This window comes from Streptomyces sp. PT12 (genome assembly GCF_003311645.1).
Classification (GTDB): domain Bacteria; phylum Actinomycetota; class Actinomycetes; order Streptomycetales; family Streptomycetaceae; genus Streptomyces.
Genome location: NZ_QEST01000184.1, coordinates 338,839 through 354,193 on the forward strand (window position 1 = coordinate 338,839; position 15,355 = coordinate 354,193).

Annotated in this window: 15 protein-coding genes, 1 tRNA gene and 1 pseudogene; 10 read left to right on the forward strand and 7 right to left on the reverse strand. The window is 73.1% G+C overall.

Annotation, left to right across the window (positions count from 1 at the left end; genetic code table 11):
• Positions 1-6: 6 nt before the first annotated feature.
• The gene (locus tag DEH69_RS21865; RefSeq protein ID WP_258534856.1) at positions 7-618 is read right to left on the reverse strand and encodes a DUF2637 domain-containing protein; all 612 of its coding nucleotides are present in this window, start codon (positions 616-618) and stop codon (positions 7-9) included.
• Between the two features lie 147 nt (positions 619-765).
• On the opposite strand from DEH69_RS21865, the gene DEH69_RS21870 reads away from it, so the two are divergent.
• The 3 genes from DEH69_RS21870 to rsgA are packed head-to-tail and all read left to right on the forward strand — an operon-like array spanning position 766 to position 3,878.
• Positions 766-1,479: a M50 family metallopeptidase gene (locus DEH69_RS21870; RefSeq protein WP_113688678.1), complete on the forward strand. Its 714-nt coding sequence runs from the start codon at positions 766-768 to the stop codon at positions 1,477-1,479.
• A gap of 40 nt (positions 1,480-1,519) precedes the next feature.
• Positions 1,520-2,863, forward strand: coding sequence for a 3-phosphoshikimate 1-carboxyvinyltransferase (gene aroA, locus DEH69_RS21875; RefSeq protein ID WP_113688679.1), 1,344 nt, complete (start codon positions 1,520-1,522; stop codon positions 2,861-2,863).
• A gap of 13 nt (positions 2,864-2,876) precedes the next feature.
• Entirely contained in the window at positions 2,877-3,878 is a 1,002-nt protein-coding gene (rsgA, locus tag DEH69_RS21880) for a ribosome small subunit-dependent GTPase A (protein WP_113688680.1), read from the forward strand.
• 25 nt (positions 3,879-3,903) lie between these two features.
• On the opposite strand, the gene DEH69_RS21885 is transcribed toward rsgA, so the two are convergent.
• A complete protein-coding gene (locus tag DEH69_RS21885) occupies positions 3,904-4,377 on the reverse strand; it encodes a TetR/AcrR family transcriptional regulator (RefSeq protein WP_113688681.1) in 474 nt (157 codons plus the stop codon).
• Between the two features lie 62 nt (positions 4,378-4,439).
• Between DEH69_RS21885 and hisN the strand changes: the two genes are divergently transcribed.
• Together hisN and DEH69_RS21895 are read left to right on the forward strand one after the other, a co-directional pair.
• Entirely contained in the window at positions 4,440-5,234 is a 795-nt protein-coding gene (gene hisN, locus DEH69_RS21890; protein WP_113688682.1) for a histidinol-phosphatase, read from the forward strand.
• 158 nt (positions 5,235-5,392) lie between these two features.
• The gene (locus DEH69_RS21895; RefSeq protein ID WP_113688683.1) at positions 5,393-5,791 is read left to right on the forward strand and encodes a cyclic nucleotide-binding/CBS domain-containing protein; all 399 of its coding nucleotides are present in this window, start codon (positions 5,393-5,395) and stop codon (positions 5,789-5,791) included.
• A gap of 68 nt (positions 5,792-5,859) precedes the next feature.
• Here DEH69_RS21895 and DEH69_RS21900 read toward each other — a convergent pair whose 3' ends face one another.
• Positions 5,860-7,323 (reverse strand): catalase, encoded by a 1,464-nt coding sequence (locus tag DEH69_RS21900; RefSeq protein ID WP_113688684.1) that lies wholly within the window; start codon positions 7,321-7,323, stop codon positions 5,860-5,862.
• A gap of 157 nt (positions 7,324-7,480) precedes the next feature.
• Between DEH69_RS21900 and DEH69_RS21905 the strand changes: the two genes are divergently transcribed.
• The 3 genes from DEH69_RS21905 to DEH69_RS21915 all read left to right on the forward strand — a co-directional run bounded on the left by DEH69_RS21905 (position 7,481) and on the right by DEH69_RS21915 (position 8,976).
• The gene (locus tag DEH69_RS21905; protein WP_113688685.1) at positions 7,481-7,900 is read left to right on the forward strand and encodes a Fur family transcriptional regulator; all 420 of its coding nucleotides are present in this window, start codon (positions 7,481-7,483) and stop codon (positions 7,898-7,900) included.
• A gap of 43 nt (positions 7,901-7,943) precedes the next feature.
• Positions 7,944-8,017, forward strand: a tRNA-Met gene (locus DEH69_RS21910).
• Between the two features lie 77 nt (positions 8,018-8,094).
• Entirely contained in the window at positions 8,095-8,976 is an 882-nt protein-coding gene (locus DEH69_RS21915; protein ID WP_113688686.1) for an acyl-CoA thioesterase II, read from the forward strand.
• Between the two features lie 83 nt (positions 8,977-9,059).
• On the opposite strand, the gene DEH69_RS21920 is transcribed toward DEH69_RS21915, so the two are convergent.
• Both DEH69_RS21920 and DEH69_RS21925 read right to left on the reverse strand, forming a co-directional pair.
• On the reverse strand, positions 9,060-9,854 hold the full coding sequence (locus DEH69_RS21920; protein WP_113688687.1) for a phosphatase: 795 nt from the start codon (positions 9,852-9,854) through the stop codon (positions 9,060-9,062).
• 114 nt (positions 9,855-9,968) lie between these two features.
• Positions 9,969-11,123 (reverse strand): low temperature requirement protein A, encoded by a 1,155-nt coding sequence (locus DEH69_RS21925; protein ID WP_258534857.1) that lies wholly within the window; start codon positions 11,121-11,123, stop codon positions 9,969-9,971.
• 273 nt (positions 11,124-11,396) lie between these two features.
• Here DEH69_RS21925 and DEH69_RS21930 point away from each other — a divergent pair.
• Positions 11,397-12,584 (forward strand): annotated as a pseudogene (locus DEH69_RS21930) (SpoIIE family protein phosphatase); the annotation flags it as partial.
• A 125-nt stretch (positions 12,585-12,709) separates the two neighbouring features.
• Entirely contained in the window at positions 12,710-13,060 is a 351-nt protein-coding gene (locus DEH69_RS33030) for a PP2C family protein-serine/threonine phosphatase (protein WP_258534869.1), read from the forward strand.
• A gap of 38 nt (positions 13,061-13,098) precedes the next feature.
• Here the strand turns inward: DEH69_RS33030 and DEH69_RS21935 are convergent, their stop codons facing one another.
• Both DEH69_RS21935 and erm read right to left on the reverse strand, forming a co-directional pair.
• The gene (locus DEH69_RS21935) at positions 13,099-14,070 is read right to left on the reverse strand and encodes an alpha/beta hydrolase (RefSeq protein WP_113688688.1); all 972 of its coding nucleotides are present in this window, start codon (positions 14,068-14,070) and stop codon (positions 13,099-13,101) included.
• A 370-nt stretch (positions 14,071-14,440) separates the two neighbouring features.
• Positions 14,441-15,211 (reverse strand): ErmE/ErmH/ErmO/ErmR family 23S rRNA (adenine(2058)-N(6))-methyltransferase, encoded by a 771-nt coding sequence (gene erm, locus DEH69_RS21940; protein WP_113688689.1) that lies wholly within the window; start codon positions 15,209-15,211, stop codon positions 14,441-14,443.
• Positions 15,212-15,355 lie beyond the last annotated feature (144 nt).

Consider the following 15,355-nt stretch of genomic DNA (forward strand, 5'->3'; position numbering starts at 1 on the left):
CCCCCCTCAGCGGCGCGTGCGCGGCGTCCGCTGGCGCGGAAGCGCGTGGCGGGGCGGGTGGATCAGGGTGATCTGCCTCACGATCTGGTGGAACGCCACGAGCGCCGACACGGGGGGCAGCCCCGCGACGGCGACGCCCGTCGCGGACTTGGGCGCCTCGCCCACGCACAGCCCGACGGCGAGCCCGCAGAACATCACGACCACGACCCACGAGTGCAGGGCCTGGCGCTGGTGCAGGGCCGCGCGCAGGATCGACAGGGAGGCCACGAGCCAGGGGCCGTAGATCAGCAGCGGCCACCAGGGGATGAGGTTGTCGGGAACGCCGGACGAGGCCGCCTCGCGCAGCGGCTCGTACGAGACCAGGCCGCCGAGCACGCTGAGCATGGCGACCAGGGCCGCGGCGGCCCCGGCGATCAGCAGGCTCGCGCAGCGCAGCCACAGCGAGGGCCCCGGGCTGCCGGGCCAGCGCATCCGGCGCCGCTCCCTGCGGTGCCGCCGACCTGGGGGGTCGTTCAGCCGCGGGATCCTGGCCGTGTCGTCGATCACCAGCTCAGGCGGGATGAACAACGGCGTGCCCGCCGTCGGGTCGTACAGCATCTGCTCGTTGAGAGACGTCACGCTCCGCCAACGAGGGGCGACGGAGCGGGATGTGCGGCATTTGAGTGAATGGGTGTCGCACGGGTGGCGACCGGCACGGCACCTTGACAAAGCGTTTCTTCACACCGTCCCTTCGCCGGGGGCCGGACTCGTAGGATCGGGCGGACCATGGATATCGCTGACTTCGAGGAGCTGTGGGACCGGGTGACCGGCACCCAGCCCGATCCCGAGCTGTGGCTCATAGTGGCCGCGGCCGTCGTCGCCCTGGCGGCGGTCGCGCCGTACGGAGTGTGGCGCCTGGCGCGGAACACCATCACGATCGCCCACGAGGGCGGCCACGGCCTGGTGGCGCTGCTGACAGGCCGCAGCCTTGAGGGCATACGCCTGCACTCCGACACCTCGGGCCTGACCGTCTCACGCGGCAAGCCGACCGGACTCGGCATGGTCCTGACGGCCGCCGCCGGCTATATCGCCCCCTCCCTGCTCGGCCTCGGCGGCGCCGCGCTGCTGGCCGACGGGCGCATCACGGCCCTGCTGTGGGGCGCCACCGCGCTGCTGCTCGCCCTCCTCGTGATGGTGCGCAACGCCTACGGGATGCTCACCGTCGTCCTCACATGCGCCGCTTTTCTGCTGGTCTCCTGGCTGACCGAGCCCGAGGTGCAGGCGGCGTTCGCGTATCTGGTCGTGTGGTTCCTCGTACTCGGCGGCGTCAGGCCGGTCTTCGAGCTCCAGGCCAAGCGGCGCGTGGGCGCGGCCCGCGACTCCGACGCCGACCAGCTGGCCCGGCTCACGGGCCTTCCCGCGTGGATGTGGCTGTTCTTCTTCCACGCCGTCACGCTCACCTCCCTCTTCGCCGCGGGCACCATGCTGCTCGGCCTGTGAGGGCGGGCCCTGGCCATGTCGCGCGCACTAGAGTGAGAACATGACCGACCACAGCGAGAGTCTTTGGCCCGCGCCGTATGCCTCGGGCGCGGTGGACGCCATCGTCACGGTGCCCGGTTCCAAGTCGGTCACCAACCGAGCGCTCATCCTGGCCGCCCTCGCGGCGGACCCCGGCTGGCTGCGCCGCCCCCTCCGCTCGCGCGACACCCTGCTGATGGCCGACGCGCTGCGGTCGCTCGGCATCGGGATCGAGGAGACCGTCTCGTCGAGCTCCGCCGTCTCGGGGATGCCACAGGGCAGGGGCGAGTCCTGGCGCGTGATCCCGGGGGCGCCACAGGGCGGCACGGGTGTGGACGTGGGGAACGCGGGGACGGTGATGCGCTTTCTGCCTCCGCTGGCCACGCTCGCCGACGGCCCGGTCCGCTTCGACGGCGATCCGCGGGCCCGCGAGCGGCCGTTGGACGGGCTCATCGGCGCGCTGCGCACGCTGGGCGCCAGGATCGACGACGAGGGGCGCGGCGCCCTGCCGATCACCGTGCGCGGCGTCGGCTCGCTCGACGGCGGCCATGTCGAGGTGGACGCGTCGACGTCGTCGCAGTTCATCAGCGCGCTGCTGCTGTCCGCGCCCCGGTTCAACCAGGGCGTCGAGGTCCGGCACGTGGGGCGGCGGCTGCCGTCCATGCCGCACATCAGGATGACCGTGGACATGCTGCGCAAGGCGGGCGCTCAGGTGGACTCCCCCGACTCGGGCGGCGAGCCCGACGTGTGGCGGGTCACATCGGGCGCGCTGCTCGGCCGCGACATCGTGGTCGAGCCCGACCTGTCGAACGCGCAGCCGTTCCTGGCCGCCGCGCTGGTCACGGGCGGCACGGTCACCATCCCCGACTGGCCCGCGCACACCACGCAGCCTGGCGACGCGCTGCGCCGCATCTTCACGGACATGGGCGGCACCTGTGTCCTCGACGACCGCGGCCTGACGCTCACCGGCGGTGGGCGGGTGCGCGGGATCGACGCGGACCTGGGCGAGGTGGGCGAGCTGACGCCCGGGATCGCGGCGGTCGCGGCGCTGGCCGACTCGGAGTCGGTGCTGCGCGGCGTCGCGCACCTGCGGCTGCACGAGACGGACCGGCTCGCCGCGCTCGCCAAGGAGATCAACGCCCTGGGCGGCGACGTCACCGAGACCGACGACGGGCTGCGGATTCGGCCGAGGCCGCTGCGCGGCGGGGTGTTCCACACGTACGAGGACCACAGGCTCGCCACCGCGGGCGCGCTGCTCGGCCTGGTGGTCAAGGACGTCGAGGTCGAGAACATCGCGACGACCGGCAAGACCATGCCCGACTTCCCCGACCTGTGGCACCGGATGCTCGCCGGGGAGAGAGAGTAGGGCGCGGGCCGCGATGCGCCGCTACGGCAAGAACCCCGACGAGGACGACGTCCGCACCAGGGCCCGTGGGCGCAGCAGGCCCCGCACCCACCGGCGTCCGGCGCACGAGGACGCCGAGGAGGGCTTTGTCGTCACGGTGGACCGCGGGCGGGTGACGTGCCTGGTGGGGGAGCGGGTGGTCACCGCGATGAAGGCGAGGGAGCTGGGCCGCAAGAGCGTGGTGGTCGGCGACCGGGTCGCGGTGGTCGGGGACCTGTCGGGGAAGAAGGACACGCTCGCGCGGATCGTCAGGGTCGAGGAGCGGTCGTCGGCGCTGCGGCGCACGGCCGATGACGACGACCCGTTCGAACGCGTGGTGGTGGCCAACGCCGACCAGCTGGCCATCGTCACGGCGCTCGCCGACCCCGAGCCCAGGCCCCGGCTGATCGACCGCTGCCTGGTGGCGGCGTATGACGCGGGGCTCGACCCGTTGCTGATCCTCACCAAGTCCGATCTGGCGCCCGCGGGGCCGCTGCTCGAGACCTATCTGCCGCTGGGGATCCGCCATGTGGTCACCACGCGCGAGCAGTTCGACGAGGACACCGTGGCGGGGGTGCGGGAGCTGCTGTCGGAGCGGGTCACCGCGTTCGTCGGGCACAGCGGCGTCGGCAAGACGACGCTGGTCAACGCGCTGGTGCCGGAGCGGCAGCGCGCCACGGGCGAGGTCAACGCCGTGACGGGGCGCGGGCGGCACACCACGGTCTCGGCCCTCGCGCTGCCGCTGCCGGGGACGCCGGGGTGGGTGATCGACACCCCGGGCGTCAGGTCGTTCGGGCTGCACCACATCGACCCCTCGCGCGTCATCCACGCCTTTCCCGACCTGGAGCCCGGCACCGAGGGGTGCCCGCGGGCGTGCGGGCACGACGAGCCGGACTGCGCGCTCGACGACTGGGTGGCCGGGGGGCACGCCGACCCGGCGCGCCTGTACTCGCTGCGCCGCCTGCTGGCGACGCGGGAGCGGCACGAGGGCGACTGAGGCGCCCGAGGGCGGGGCGTCGCGTTCAGCCGGGCGGGGCCACCAGGTGGGAGATCGCCACGCGGATCGCCGTCTCGCAGCGGGCGGGCCCGGCCGATGGCAGGGCGCGCCTGGCGCGTTCGGTCAGCCGGGCCACCAGGTCGCCGGGGCCGATGACCGCGGAGGGCGGGCCGCCGCAGCGGCAGCCGGTCAGCGCGGCGCGCACCACGCGGTCGCCCCCGGCCGCCCGCACGATCCACTCCCCGGCCAAGGCCAGCGCCTCGTCGGGCGGGCGCTCGCGTCGCTCGGCGCAGAACGCCGCGAAGCCGTCGAGGAACGCGGTCGTCTGCCGCTCGGCGAGCGCCGCGCCGAGCCCGGCCTTGTCGCCGAACTCGTTGTAGAGGGTCTGCCGGGACACCCCCGCGGCCGCGGCGACCTCGACCATTCTGACGCACTGCCAGGAGCGCCGTTCCACGGCCTCGCTCGCGGCTCGCAGCAGGGAATCTCGCGCGGTGGGCATCGTCGCCTCCTCGCCTCCAGGCTCAGGATTGACGCGCTCCGCGGGGGTGTCAAGATGTGGGCATGCCGGACTACCACGATGATCTCCGCCTCGCGCACGTGCTCGCCGACGCCGCGGACGCCGCGACCATGGAGCGCTTCAAGGCGCTCGATCTCACGGTCGAGACCAAGCCGGACATGACGCCGGTGACCGAGGCGGACCGCGCGGCGGAGGAGGTGATCCGCTCCGTGCTGCAACGGGCCAGGCCGCGCGACGCCGTGCTGGGCGAGGAGTTCGGCAACGAGGGCCAGGGGCCGCGGCGTTGGGTGATCGACCCGATCGACGGCACCAAGAACTATGTGCGCGGCGTCCCGGTGTGGGCCACCCTGATCGCGCTGGTCGAACGCGGCGCGGGCGGTGACAGGCCCGTCGTGGGCGTCGTCTCCGCCCCGGCGCTCAGCCGCCGCTGGTGGGCGGCGCTCGGCGCGGGCGCGTACACCGGGCGCAGCCTCACCTCGGCGACCCGGCTGCGGGTCTCGGGCGTGGAACGGCTCGCGGACGCGTCGTTCTCGTACTCGTCGCTGACCGGCTGGGAGGAACGCGACCGGCTCGACGGCCTGTTGAGGCTTTCGCGCGACTGCTGGCGGACGCGGGCCTACGGGGACTTCTGGTCGTACATGATGGTCGCCGAGGGGTCGGTCGACCTGTGCGCGGAGCCGGAGTTGTCGCTGTGGGACATGGCGGCGCCCGCGATCGTGGTGCAGGAGGCGGGCGGCCGTTTCACGGGGCTCGACGGCCGCGACGGGCCGCACGGGGGGGACGCGGCGGCGTCCAACGGGCTGCTGCACGACGAGCTGCTCGGCTATCTCGGCGGCTGAGGCGGGGCGTTGACCGATCACATCCGGGCGAAAATGTCCTGGCTCGGACCCTTGATGGTCACCCAGGGCCATGTGAACATGAGAATCCCAGCGCTTGTGACTTTGTGAAAAGTCTCTCGAGCTCCCTCTGAGTCCCCGCAGAAGGTGGCTGACTCCTCATGTTGGTACGCGACGCGATGAGCTCCGTCGTCCTCACCATCGGTCCCGATCACACGCTCAGGCAGGCCGCGCGGCTGATGTCGTCCCGGCGGGTGGGCGCGGCCGTCGTGCTCGACCCCGACACCTCGGGGGTGGGCATCCTCACCGAGCGGGATGTGCTGGCCTCGGTCGGCCGGGGCCAGGACCCCGACCGCGAGCGGGCCGGGGCGCACACCACCACCGACGTGGTCTACGCGGACCCGCGGTGGACCCTGGCCGACGCCGCGACGGCGATGGCGCAGGGCGGCTTCCGGCACCTCGTGGTCCTCGACGAGGACGAGCCGGGCCCGGTCGGGATCGTCTCGGTGCGCGACATCATCAACTGCTGGACGCCGGTTGTCGGCACGGCGTCCGTGTAGTCCGGAGCGGCCGGGGACCTGGGGCCTCCGGCCGCTCCGGGGTGTACGGCAAGCGGCCCTTTGCGGGATCAGCCGCGGAGGGCCTGGACCGCGGCTTGGAGCCGCTTGCCGTAGTCCTCGTCCGCCTTGCGGAAGTTCTCGATCGCCCGCTCGGCGATGTCGTCGCGGGAGACCTGGGCGATGAAGCCCGCGAGGTTCTCGATGAGGCGGTCCTTCTCGTCATCGGACATCAGCCGGTAGAGGTTCCCGGCCTGCACGAAGTCGTTGTCCTCGGCGTGCGAGGGGGCCACGTGGTCGCCGGTGTACCCGGTGACGGCCAGCGGCTCCCACAGGGGCCTGTCGGTCTGGACGGGGCCGCCGAAGCTGTTCGGCTCGTAGTTCTTCGCGCCGCCGTGGCGGCCGTCGTACGCGGCGCCGTCACGGCCGTGGGTGCGCGCCTCGGTGGCGTGCGGCCGGTTCACCGGGAGGTGGTCGGCGTTGATCCCGACGCGGTACCGGTGGGCGTCGCCGTAGGCGAACAGGCGGCCCTGGAGCATCTTGTCGGGCGAGGGGCCGATGCCGGGCACGAAGTGGTGCGGCGAGAAGATGGACTGCTCGACCTCCGCGAAGATGTTCTCGGGGTTGCGGTTGAGCTCGAGCTTGCCGATCTCGATCGGGGGGTAGTCCGCGTGTGGCCAGACCTTGGTCAGGTCGAACGGGTTGAAGCGGTAGGTGGCCGCTTCGGCGACGGGCATGATCTGGACCTGAACGGTCCAGCTCGGGAAGTCGCCGTTCTCGATCGAGGTGCGCAGGTCGCGCTGGTGGCTGTCCGCGTCCTCGCCCGCGAGCTTCGCGGCCTCGGCGGCGGTGAGGTTCTTGATGCCCTGGTCGGTCTTGAAGTGGTACTTGACCCAGAACGCCTCGCCCGCCTCGTTGGTCCACTGGAACGTGTGCGAGCCGTACCCGTTCATGTGGCGGTAGGAGGCGGGGATGCCGCGGTCGCCGAACAGCCAGGTCACCTGGTGCGTGGACTCGGGCGAGAGGCCCCAGAAGTCCCAGACGTTGTCCGCCTCCTGCGAGCCCGTGTACGGGTCCCGCTTCTGGGTGTGGATGAAGTCGGGGAACTTGATCGCGTCCTTAATGAAGAAGATCGGGGTGTTATTGCCGACCAGGTCGTAATTGCCCTCTTCGGTATAGAACTTGAGCGCGAAGCCACGCGGGTCGCGCACGGCGTCGGCCGAGCCGAGGTTCCCGGCGACCGTCGAGAAGCGGAGGAAGACCTCGGTCTCCTTGCCGATCTCGGACAGGAACTTCGCCCGGGTGTACGGGGTCACGTCCGCGGTGACGGTGAACGTGCCGTACGCGCCGGCGCCCCGCGCGTGCACGATGCGCTCCGGGATGCGCTCCCGGTTGAAGTGGGCCAGCTTCTCGATGAGGTGCTGGTCCTGGATCAGCACGGGCCCGCCGACGCCGGCGGACTGGCTGTTCTGATTGTCCGCGACCGGCGCGCCCGCCTCGGTGGTGAGTGGTCCCGCAGCGATCTGATCGGTCATTTACCTGTCACGCCCTTCAGCTGTCCAGCTCCTTGGTGCCGCTCCGGCCCTTGGCCAGCGCTCAACCAGATCCTATATTGGACTTTGTCCAAGTCAAGACGCGCGATGAATCTGTACACCGTCGGCCCAGCGAGGCCGCCACGCTAGGGTGGATGCCATGAGTGACCTGCTTCAGCGACTCCGCGACCGCGGCTGGCGGCTGACCGCCCAGCGGCGGGTGATCGCCGAGGTGCTGGACGGGGAGCATGTCCACTTCACGGCCGACGAGGTCCACGCCAGGGCCGTCGAGCGGCTTCCTGAGATCTCCCGCGCCTCTGTTTACAACACGCTGGGTGAGCTTGTGGCGCTGGGCGAGGTCCTGGAGGTGACGACGGACGGGCGTGCGAAGCGTTACGACCCGAACGCCCACCAGCCGCACCAGCACCTGGTCTGCTCGGGCTGCGGGACCATGCGTGACGTGCGGCTGACGGGCGATCCGCTGGCCGCGCTTCCCGAGGAGGAACGCTTCGGCTTCGCGGTCTCGCAGGTCAACGTCACGTACTACGGCCGCTGTCCCGACTGCGTCGCCGCCTCCTGATTTGCACCCGCCGTACGCGCGGGGTTAAGGTGAAGACACACGCCGCGGGGTGGAGCAGCTCGGTAGCTCGCTGGGCTCATAACCCAGAGGTCGCAGGTTCAAATCCTGTCCCCGCTACTGTCGGCGAAGGCCCGGATCCTCCAAGATCCGGGCCTTCGCGCTGAACGCCCGTGCGGGCCATGGAGAATCGCCCCATGGACCCTACTCTCCAGTACCTCCTGAAGCTGCTCGACATCGAGCCCATCGAGCGGGACATCTTCCGGGGCGACAGCCACGCCTCCGTCGTTCCCCGCGTGTTCGGCGGGCAGGTGGCCGCGCAGGCGCTGGTCGCGGCCTGCCGCACGGTCGACGACGAGCGGCTGCCGCACTCGTTGCACTCCTACTTCCTGCGCCCCGGCGACCCGGGGGCGCGCATCGTCTACACGGTCGACCGCATCCGCGACGGGCGGTCGTTCACCACGCGGCGGGTGGTGGCGGTGCAGCACGGGCAGCCCATCTTCACGCTGTCGGCGTCGTTCGCGCGCGCCGAGGAGGGGCTTGCGCACCAGGAGCCGATGCCCGCGGCGCCCGACCCCGAGACCCTGCCGCCCGCCGAGGAGCTGCTGCCGCGCTACGCCGACCTCTTCAGGGACCGCGCCGTGCTCGAGCTGCTGCTCCAGGCGCGCCAGGCGATCGATCTGCGCTATGTCAACGAGCCGCCGTTCGCCACCGCGGGGAGGGTGCGCGAGGCGCGCTCGCAGGTGTGGTTCCGCGTCAACGGGAAGCTGGCGGGGGAGCAGGACACGCCCGTGTCGCACCTGTGCCTCGGCACCTATGTCTCGGACATGACGCTGCTCGACTCGGTGCTGCTCGCGCACGGGCGCGGCGGCTGGATGACGGGGGACACGGTGGGGGCGAGCCTTGACCACGCGATGTGGTTCCACCGCCCGTTCCGCGCGGACGAGTGGCTGCTGTACGACACGGACTCGCCGACGTCGCAGTCGGGGCGCGGCCTTGCGCACGGGCGGATGTTCACGCGGGACGGGCGGCTCGCGGTGTCGGTGATCCAGGAGGGCCTGATGCGGGTGCCCCGCTGAGGGGTCCGCCTTCGGCGGGGCCCGGGGTGCGCGGGGCGGGTCCGCGCCGCCCCGCGGGGCCGCGGCGGGGGCTCAGGCGGGGATCAGGCCGGGGTCAGGCCCGCCGCGTCGAGGAGGTAGGCGGTCATGGGCTCGTAGTAGCGGGGGTTGACGACGTTGTCGTCGAGGGGCACGCACACGGAGAGGGTGCCCTCGGCCTCGCCGAGGAAGAGCGCGGGGTCGTTGCAGTCGGCGTAGCCGATGGTGTCGATGCCCGCCTGGGCCGCGTATCCCGCCCAGCCGTGGTCGGCGACCACCAGGTCGGGCAGGTCCTCGCCCTCCTGCGGCAGGGCGTCCAGGATCTCCGCCATGGGCAGCGGCGAGTGCGTGTGCCACAGCGTCGCGCCCCGCTCGTACATCGCGACCCCGGCGAGCTGGGCCACCACGCCCTCGTCGGCGCTCAGGCCGATCGGCACCCTGACGAGCTCGCAGCCCGCGGCCTTCAGGGCGGCGGCCGTCTGGGCGTGCACGTCGAGCAGGCCGCCGGGGTGGCCCGTGGCCACGAGCACGCGCTGGCGGCCGAGGGCGGCCTTGCGCAGGAGCGTGGCCGCGCGGTCGAGCCCGTCGAGGGTCAGCTCGGGGTCGATCGTGTCCTGGCCCTGCCGGTGCTGGGGGTCGGCGTCCACGCCGCAGCGCTCGGCCATCTCGGAGAGGACGTCCTGCTCGTCCGTCCAGCGGTCGCCGAACTCGAGGCCGAGCCAGAAGTACCGATTGCCGTTGGCCAGCTCCCGGTAGTGGGAGAGGTTGTTCTCCCGGGGGGTCGCGACCTCGCCCGCGATGCGGGTGTGCAGGAGATGAGCGATCAGTTCCGATCGGGAGGGGACGGCGGTGGTCGGCATACGGCAAGTATCGCCCGGATGGTGGGATTGCGGCGGGGGCGTCGCCGACCTGTGATCTCCGGGAGGCGCGGCCGTGCGGTGGCGGTGCGGTGGCGGTGGCCCGGGGTGGCGCGTTCAGGCCACGCGGCGGGCGGCGGCGAAGCCCGCGATCACCAGCGCGATCATCACGGCGCCGGTGAGCGCCACGGGGGCGCCGGTGAACGTGCTGGCCAGGACCGCGAGGGCGGCGGCGGGGAAGGACGCCGCCGACCAGTGGCCCACGTGGTGGGGGCGCAGGTGCAGCAGCCACAGGGTCAGCAGATAGAGGGCCACCGGAAGGGTGAACGACGCGGCCGCGACCGTTGCGGAGAGCTCGGAGTGGTGGGTGACGCGGTCGACGTTGACCGCGATCCCCGCGCCGACGGCCGCGGCCGAGCCGAACACCAGGTAGTGGCCGTAGCCCCACACGAACCCCGCGCGCGTGGAGGCGAGGAAGCGCTCGGCGGGCTTGGCGAAGTACAGCCACCACATCGCGAACACGGTCACCAGGCCGCCGGCGGCGACCGCGTAGAGCGGGGCGTCGCCCCGGTCCTCGTCCACGGCGGTGCGCACGGCGGTGGTGGCGGCGAGCACGGACTCGCTCAGCACGATCATGGTGAACAGGCCGTAGCGCTCGGCGATGTGGTGCGCGTGCCACGGCGTGGGGTGGGCGCGTTCGGCCAGGACCGGCACGGCCAGGTCGAGCGCGGCGATCACGGGGAAGAGCGGCAGGCGCCAGTCGTGCGGCACGGCGAGCCACAGCAGCCACAGCGTCTGGACGCAGGCGAGGCCGAGCGCGAAGCGGCGCGCGGCGGGGCGGCCTTCGGGGTGGGAGTGGCCCGCGCGCAGCCACTGGCTGATCTGCGCCAGCCGCATGATGGTGTAGCCCGCGGTGACCAGGGCGTAGTCCTGTTCCTCGAACGCCCGCCGCACCCCGGCCGCGAGCACCAGGGCGCCGGTGATGGTGACCAGGACGGCGAGCCGGTAGGGCACGTCGTCGGTGTCGTAGGCCGAGGCGAACCACGTGAAGCCCATCCAGGCCCACCAGATCGCGAAGAACGCCGCGACATAGCTGGGGACGGCGGTGGAGACGTGGTCGCCGGACAGCCCGTGGTGCAGCTCGGCCGCGAGGGAGGCGACGGAGACGACGAAGCAGAGGTCGAAGAACAGCTCGAGCGGGGTGGCGGAGCGGTTCTCCTCGGTGGTGTCGCGGGGTGCCATGGTGCGGTGCCACGGCTGGTGCACGGCCATCGATGCGTCTCGCCCGCCCGTCGGTCATGGGATGAAACGCGACAATTGTGCCGTATGGGGCGGGCGGCGGCGGGGGATCACCAGGGCGGCGGCTCGGGGGAGTGCGCCGCGCCGGGGCGGCCCACCGCGGGCGCCCCCGGGAGGTTGCGAGCGGCCCTCAGCTGCCCGTGAATGGGAGCAGAAGCCGAGCGAAGGCGGCGATACGCGATGGTTGAGTTCCTGGCGGCCGAGCCGGACGTCCTGCGCGCTGTCTTCGTCAATCTCAACGCCGGGATGATCTTCACCGACCGCGACGCCCGCATCAACGCCGTCAACCCGCACGCCGGGGAGCTGCTGGCGCTCCCCGCCCGCGACATGCTCGGCAAGGACTTCCACGACCTGCTGCACCGCCGCGCCGACGGCACCCTCGAGGCGCGCGAGGAGTGCCCGCTGCTCGGCGTCTTCGACGACACGCGCATGGCCAGGGTGGACACCGACAGCTTCCTGCGCGGCGACGGCGAGCTGCTGCCGGTCTCCTGGTCGGCGGCGCCCGTGACCGTCGACGACGAGACGATCGGCGTGGTCACGCTGTTCGAGGACGCCACCGAGCACCGCGCCGCCCAGGACCACCAGTCCGCCCACCTGGCCGCGGTGGAGGACCTGGCGCAGCGGCTCACCCTGGTCGGGGAGATCACCGAGGTGCTGACCCAGACGCTGGAGGCCGAGGAAGCGCTCAACCGGCTTGGGCGCCTGCTCGTCCCCCGGCTGGCCGACTGGGCCGCCGTCGACCTGCGCGTCGCCGACGACGAGGTGCGCCGCGTCGCCGTCGTGGGCCCCCAGGGGCGCGACGTGGGGCGTGAGGGCGGGCAGGGCGCGCTCTCCGCGATCCCCGAGACGTCGCGTTCGGTGCTGGTGCGGGTGCTGCGCGGCAGCGAGGCCGTGGTGCTGGGGCCCGACGAGATCGCCGCGCCGCCCGACAGCCCGCTCGCGGTGGTGCACACGACGTTTCTGCACGCCCTGGGCGCCACATCCGCGGTCGTCGTCCCGCTGAGCACGCCGCGGCAGGTGATGGGCGCGCTCACCGTGGCGCGCACGGACGAGGAACGCCCGCTGTCCGCCGATGACCTGCCGCTGATCCGGGACATCGGGCGCAGGGCTGGCCTGGCCATCGACAACGCCCGGCTGTTCGAGCGGCAGCGGGACATCGCGGCCACGATGCAGCGCAACCTGCTGCCCAAGCTGCCCGACATCGCCCCGCTCAAGCTCTCCGCGCGCTACCAGCCAGCGCCGCGCGGCTCCCAGGTCGGCGGCGACTGGTACGACGCGCTGATCCTGCCGGACGGCGCGATCGGCCTGGCGATCGGCGACGTCGTGGGGCACGACCTGTCGGCCGCCGCGGGGATGGCCGAGCTGCGGAACATGCTGAGGGCCCTCGCGTGGGACCGCGCCGAGCCGCCGAGCGCGATCGTCAGCCGCCTGGACGAGTCGATGCAGGAGATCACGGATGTGCAGATGGCGACCCTGATCCTGGCCAGGATCGAACGCGCCGGATCGAACGCGCCGGATCGGGCGCGACCGACGAGGCCGCCACGCCCGAGGGCTGGCAGGTGCGGTGGACCAGCGCGGGCCACCCGCCTCCGCTGCTGGTCACGGGCGAGGGCAGGGCGCAGTATCTGGAGGAGGGGCAGGAGCTGCTGCTCGGCGCCAGGCTCGGCAAGCCACCGCTGCGCCCCGACGGCCTTGAGCCCCTGCCGCGCGGGGCCACCGTGCTGCTGTACACCGACGGCCTCGTCGAGATGGCGACCAGCGACCTGGACACCGGGCTCAACCGCCTGCGCCGCCACGCGATGGCGCTGGCGTCCCGGCCGCTCGACGAGCTGTGCGACGGCATCCTGGAGCGGATGCCGCCCGGCGGCGCGGACGACATCGCGCTGCTCGCGCTGCGCGTCCCTGGATGAACGCGCCCGGGGGTGAACGCCCCCGGCCGCGGCGGGCGTCAGCCGTGCAGCGCCTCGCGGAGCGCGTCGATCGCGAGGTGGCGGGCGACGCGGGCGGCGTTGTGGTCGCGCAGGCTGTCGAGCATCAGGAAGTCGTGCACCGTGCCGAGCACCCGCACCGCCGTGACGTCGACCTCGGCGGCGCGCAGCTTCGCCGCGTACCCCTCGCCCTCGTCGCGCACCACGTCCGCCTCGGCGGTGATCAGCAGCGTGGGCGGCAGGTCGCCAAGGCGCTCGACGGGCGCGCGCAGGGGGCACGCGTGGATCTCCGCGCGCTGCTCGCGCTCCGGCGCGTACTGGTCCCAGTACCACATCATGGCGTCCCTTGTGAGGTAGTAGCCGTCGGCGAACTCCAGGTAGGACGCCGTCTCGAACGTCGCGTCCAGGACCGGGTAGAGCAGCACCTGGCCGCGCAGGCGCACGTCGCGGCGCTCGGCGGCGAGCAGGGCCACGCCCGCGGCGAGGGTGCCGCCCTCGGAGTCGCCGCACACCGCGATCCGCGAGCCGTCGATGCCGTGCCGCCCGCCCTCTTCGGCGAGCCAGTGGGCCACGGCGTAGCACTGCTCGAGCGCGGTGGGGTAACGCGCCTCGGGGGCGCGGTCGTACAGCGGGAACGCGGCCGCCACCCCGGCGCCCGCGACCAGCTCACGCACCAGCCGGTCATGGGTCAGCTCGTCGCCGAACACCCAGCCACCGCCGTGCAGATACAGCACCGCGGGCAGGGTGCCGCTGACGCCGTCGGGGCGCAGGATCCGCACCCGCACCCGGCCCGCGGCCCCGCCGTCGACCGTGACCCACTCCTCGTCGGCGCGCGGCCGCTCCACCCCGTCGCCGCCCTGGAGCCCCGCCAGGATGTCGCGGCCCTGGACCGGTGGCACCTCGTAGATCCTCGGGTGCGGCGCGGTCGCGTCGGCCAGCGCGGTGGCGGCGGACTCAAGGACGGGGTGGGGGAGGGGGGCGGGGTCGGTCATCGGGCGCTCCTGTCCTGCCGGTTCGCGTCGTGCGGTCGCGTCCTTTGCCATCGTGACCACCGCGCGCCCCGGCGCAAGCCGGGGCGCACCGAACGGCCGAGCGCCCCCCAATGACTCCGAGTTCCCTTTCCGGCCCCCGCTGCCCCCGTCCGTCGCTGAGCACCGAAGGGAGGCTCGCCGCGGGGCCGCGGGGCCGCGGGGTCGCGGGGTCGCGGGGTCGCGGGACCGCCCGGACGCCACCCCGCGCCGGTCGACTCGTCATGACGAACCCGCTGAACGCCCGGTGGCCCTCGATGTCCTCGTCCCTCCCCGAAGGCCGCGGCCGCGGAGGGGCCGCGATCGCCCACGGGACCGGCCCGCGCGTCGGGCCTCAGCGGCGTTGGCGCAGCCGGGTGTGGATCGTGAGCCACTGGGGCGGCGTGACCAGGCCCACGGGGGTGTCGTCCCCGACCCCGGCGGCCCGCAGGGCGTCGCGCACCCGGGAGCCCCCGTGGCTTCTGGACAGGGTGGCGCGCAGCGAGCCGCCGACGCCGGTGAAGCCCTCGGTGACCAGCGCGCGCCACGCGGCCAGGTCGCCGGGGGGCAGCAGGGGCGCGGGGCGGCGCACGATGCGCAGCACCGCCGCGTCGGTGCGCGGCACCGGCGTGAACTGCCGCCGCCCGATCCGCATCCCGAGGCGCCAGTCGTGCGACGGCCAGCTCCGCACCGTCAGCAGCGGCCATGTGCCGAAGTCGCCGGTGCGCCTGCGGGCGAACTCCAGCTGCGTGACCAGCGTCGCCGCGGTCATCGCGCGGGCGTCGAGGCACCAGCGCACGATGTCGGTCGTGCGGGAGTAGGGGATGTTGCCGACCACGGCGAACGGCGTTCGGGGCGGGTGGGCGGTCAGGAAGTCGCCGTGCACCACGCGGACGTTGCGCTCGGCGCGCAGCCGACCCGGCAGGCGCGCGGCCAGCTCGGGGTCGAGCTCGTAGGCCACGACCTCGCGGACCGTGCGGGCCAGCACCCTGGTGAGCGTGCCCTCGCCAGGGCCCGGCTCGAGCACCAGGTCACCGGCGTTGAGGTGCGCCGCGGCCACGATGCGGCGGAGCACGGCGGCGTTGTGGAGGAAGTTCTGCGAAAGGGACTTGCGGCGGGAGGCCACGGGCGTCGTCCTCGGGCTTGAGGACAGGCCGGTGCGGCGACAAGGGGATCCGCGGGGATCAGGGAGACGCGATGCCGTCGGCCTGTCCGGGTCGTGTGGGGACACGGACGGGCCCTGGCCGGGACGCGAAAGGGCAGGGGGAGC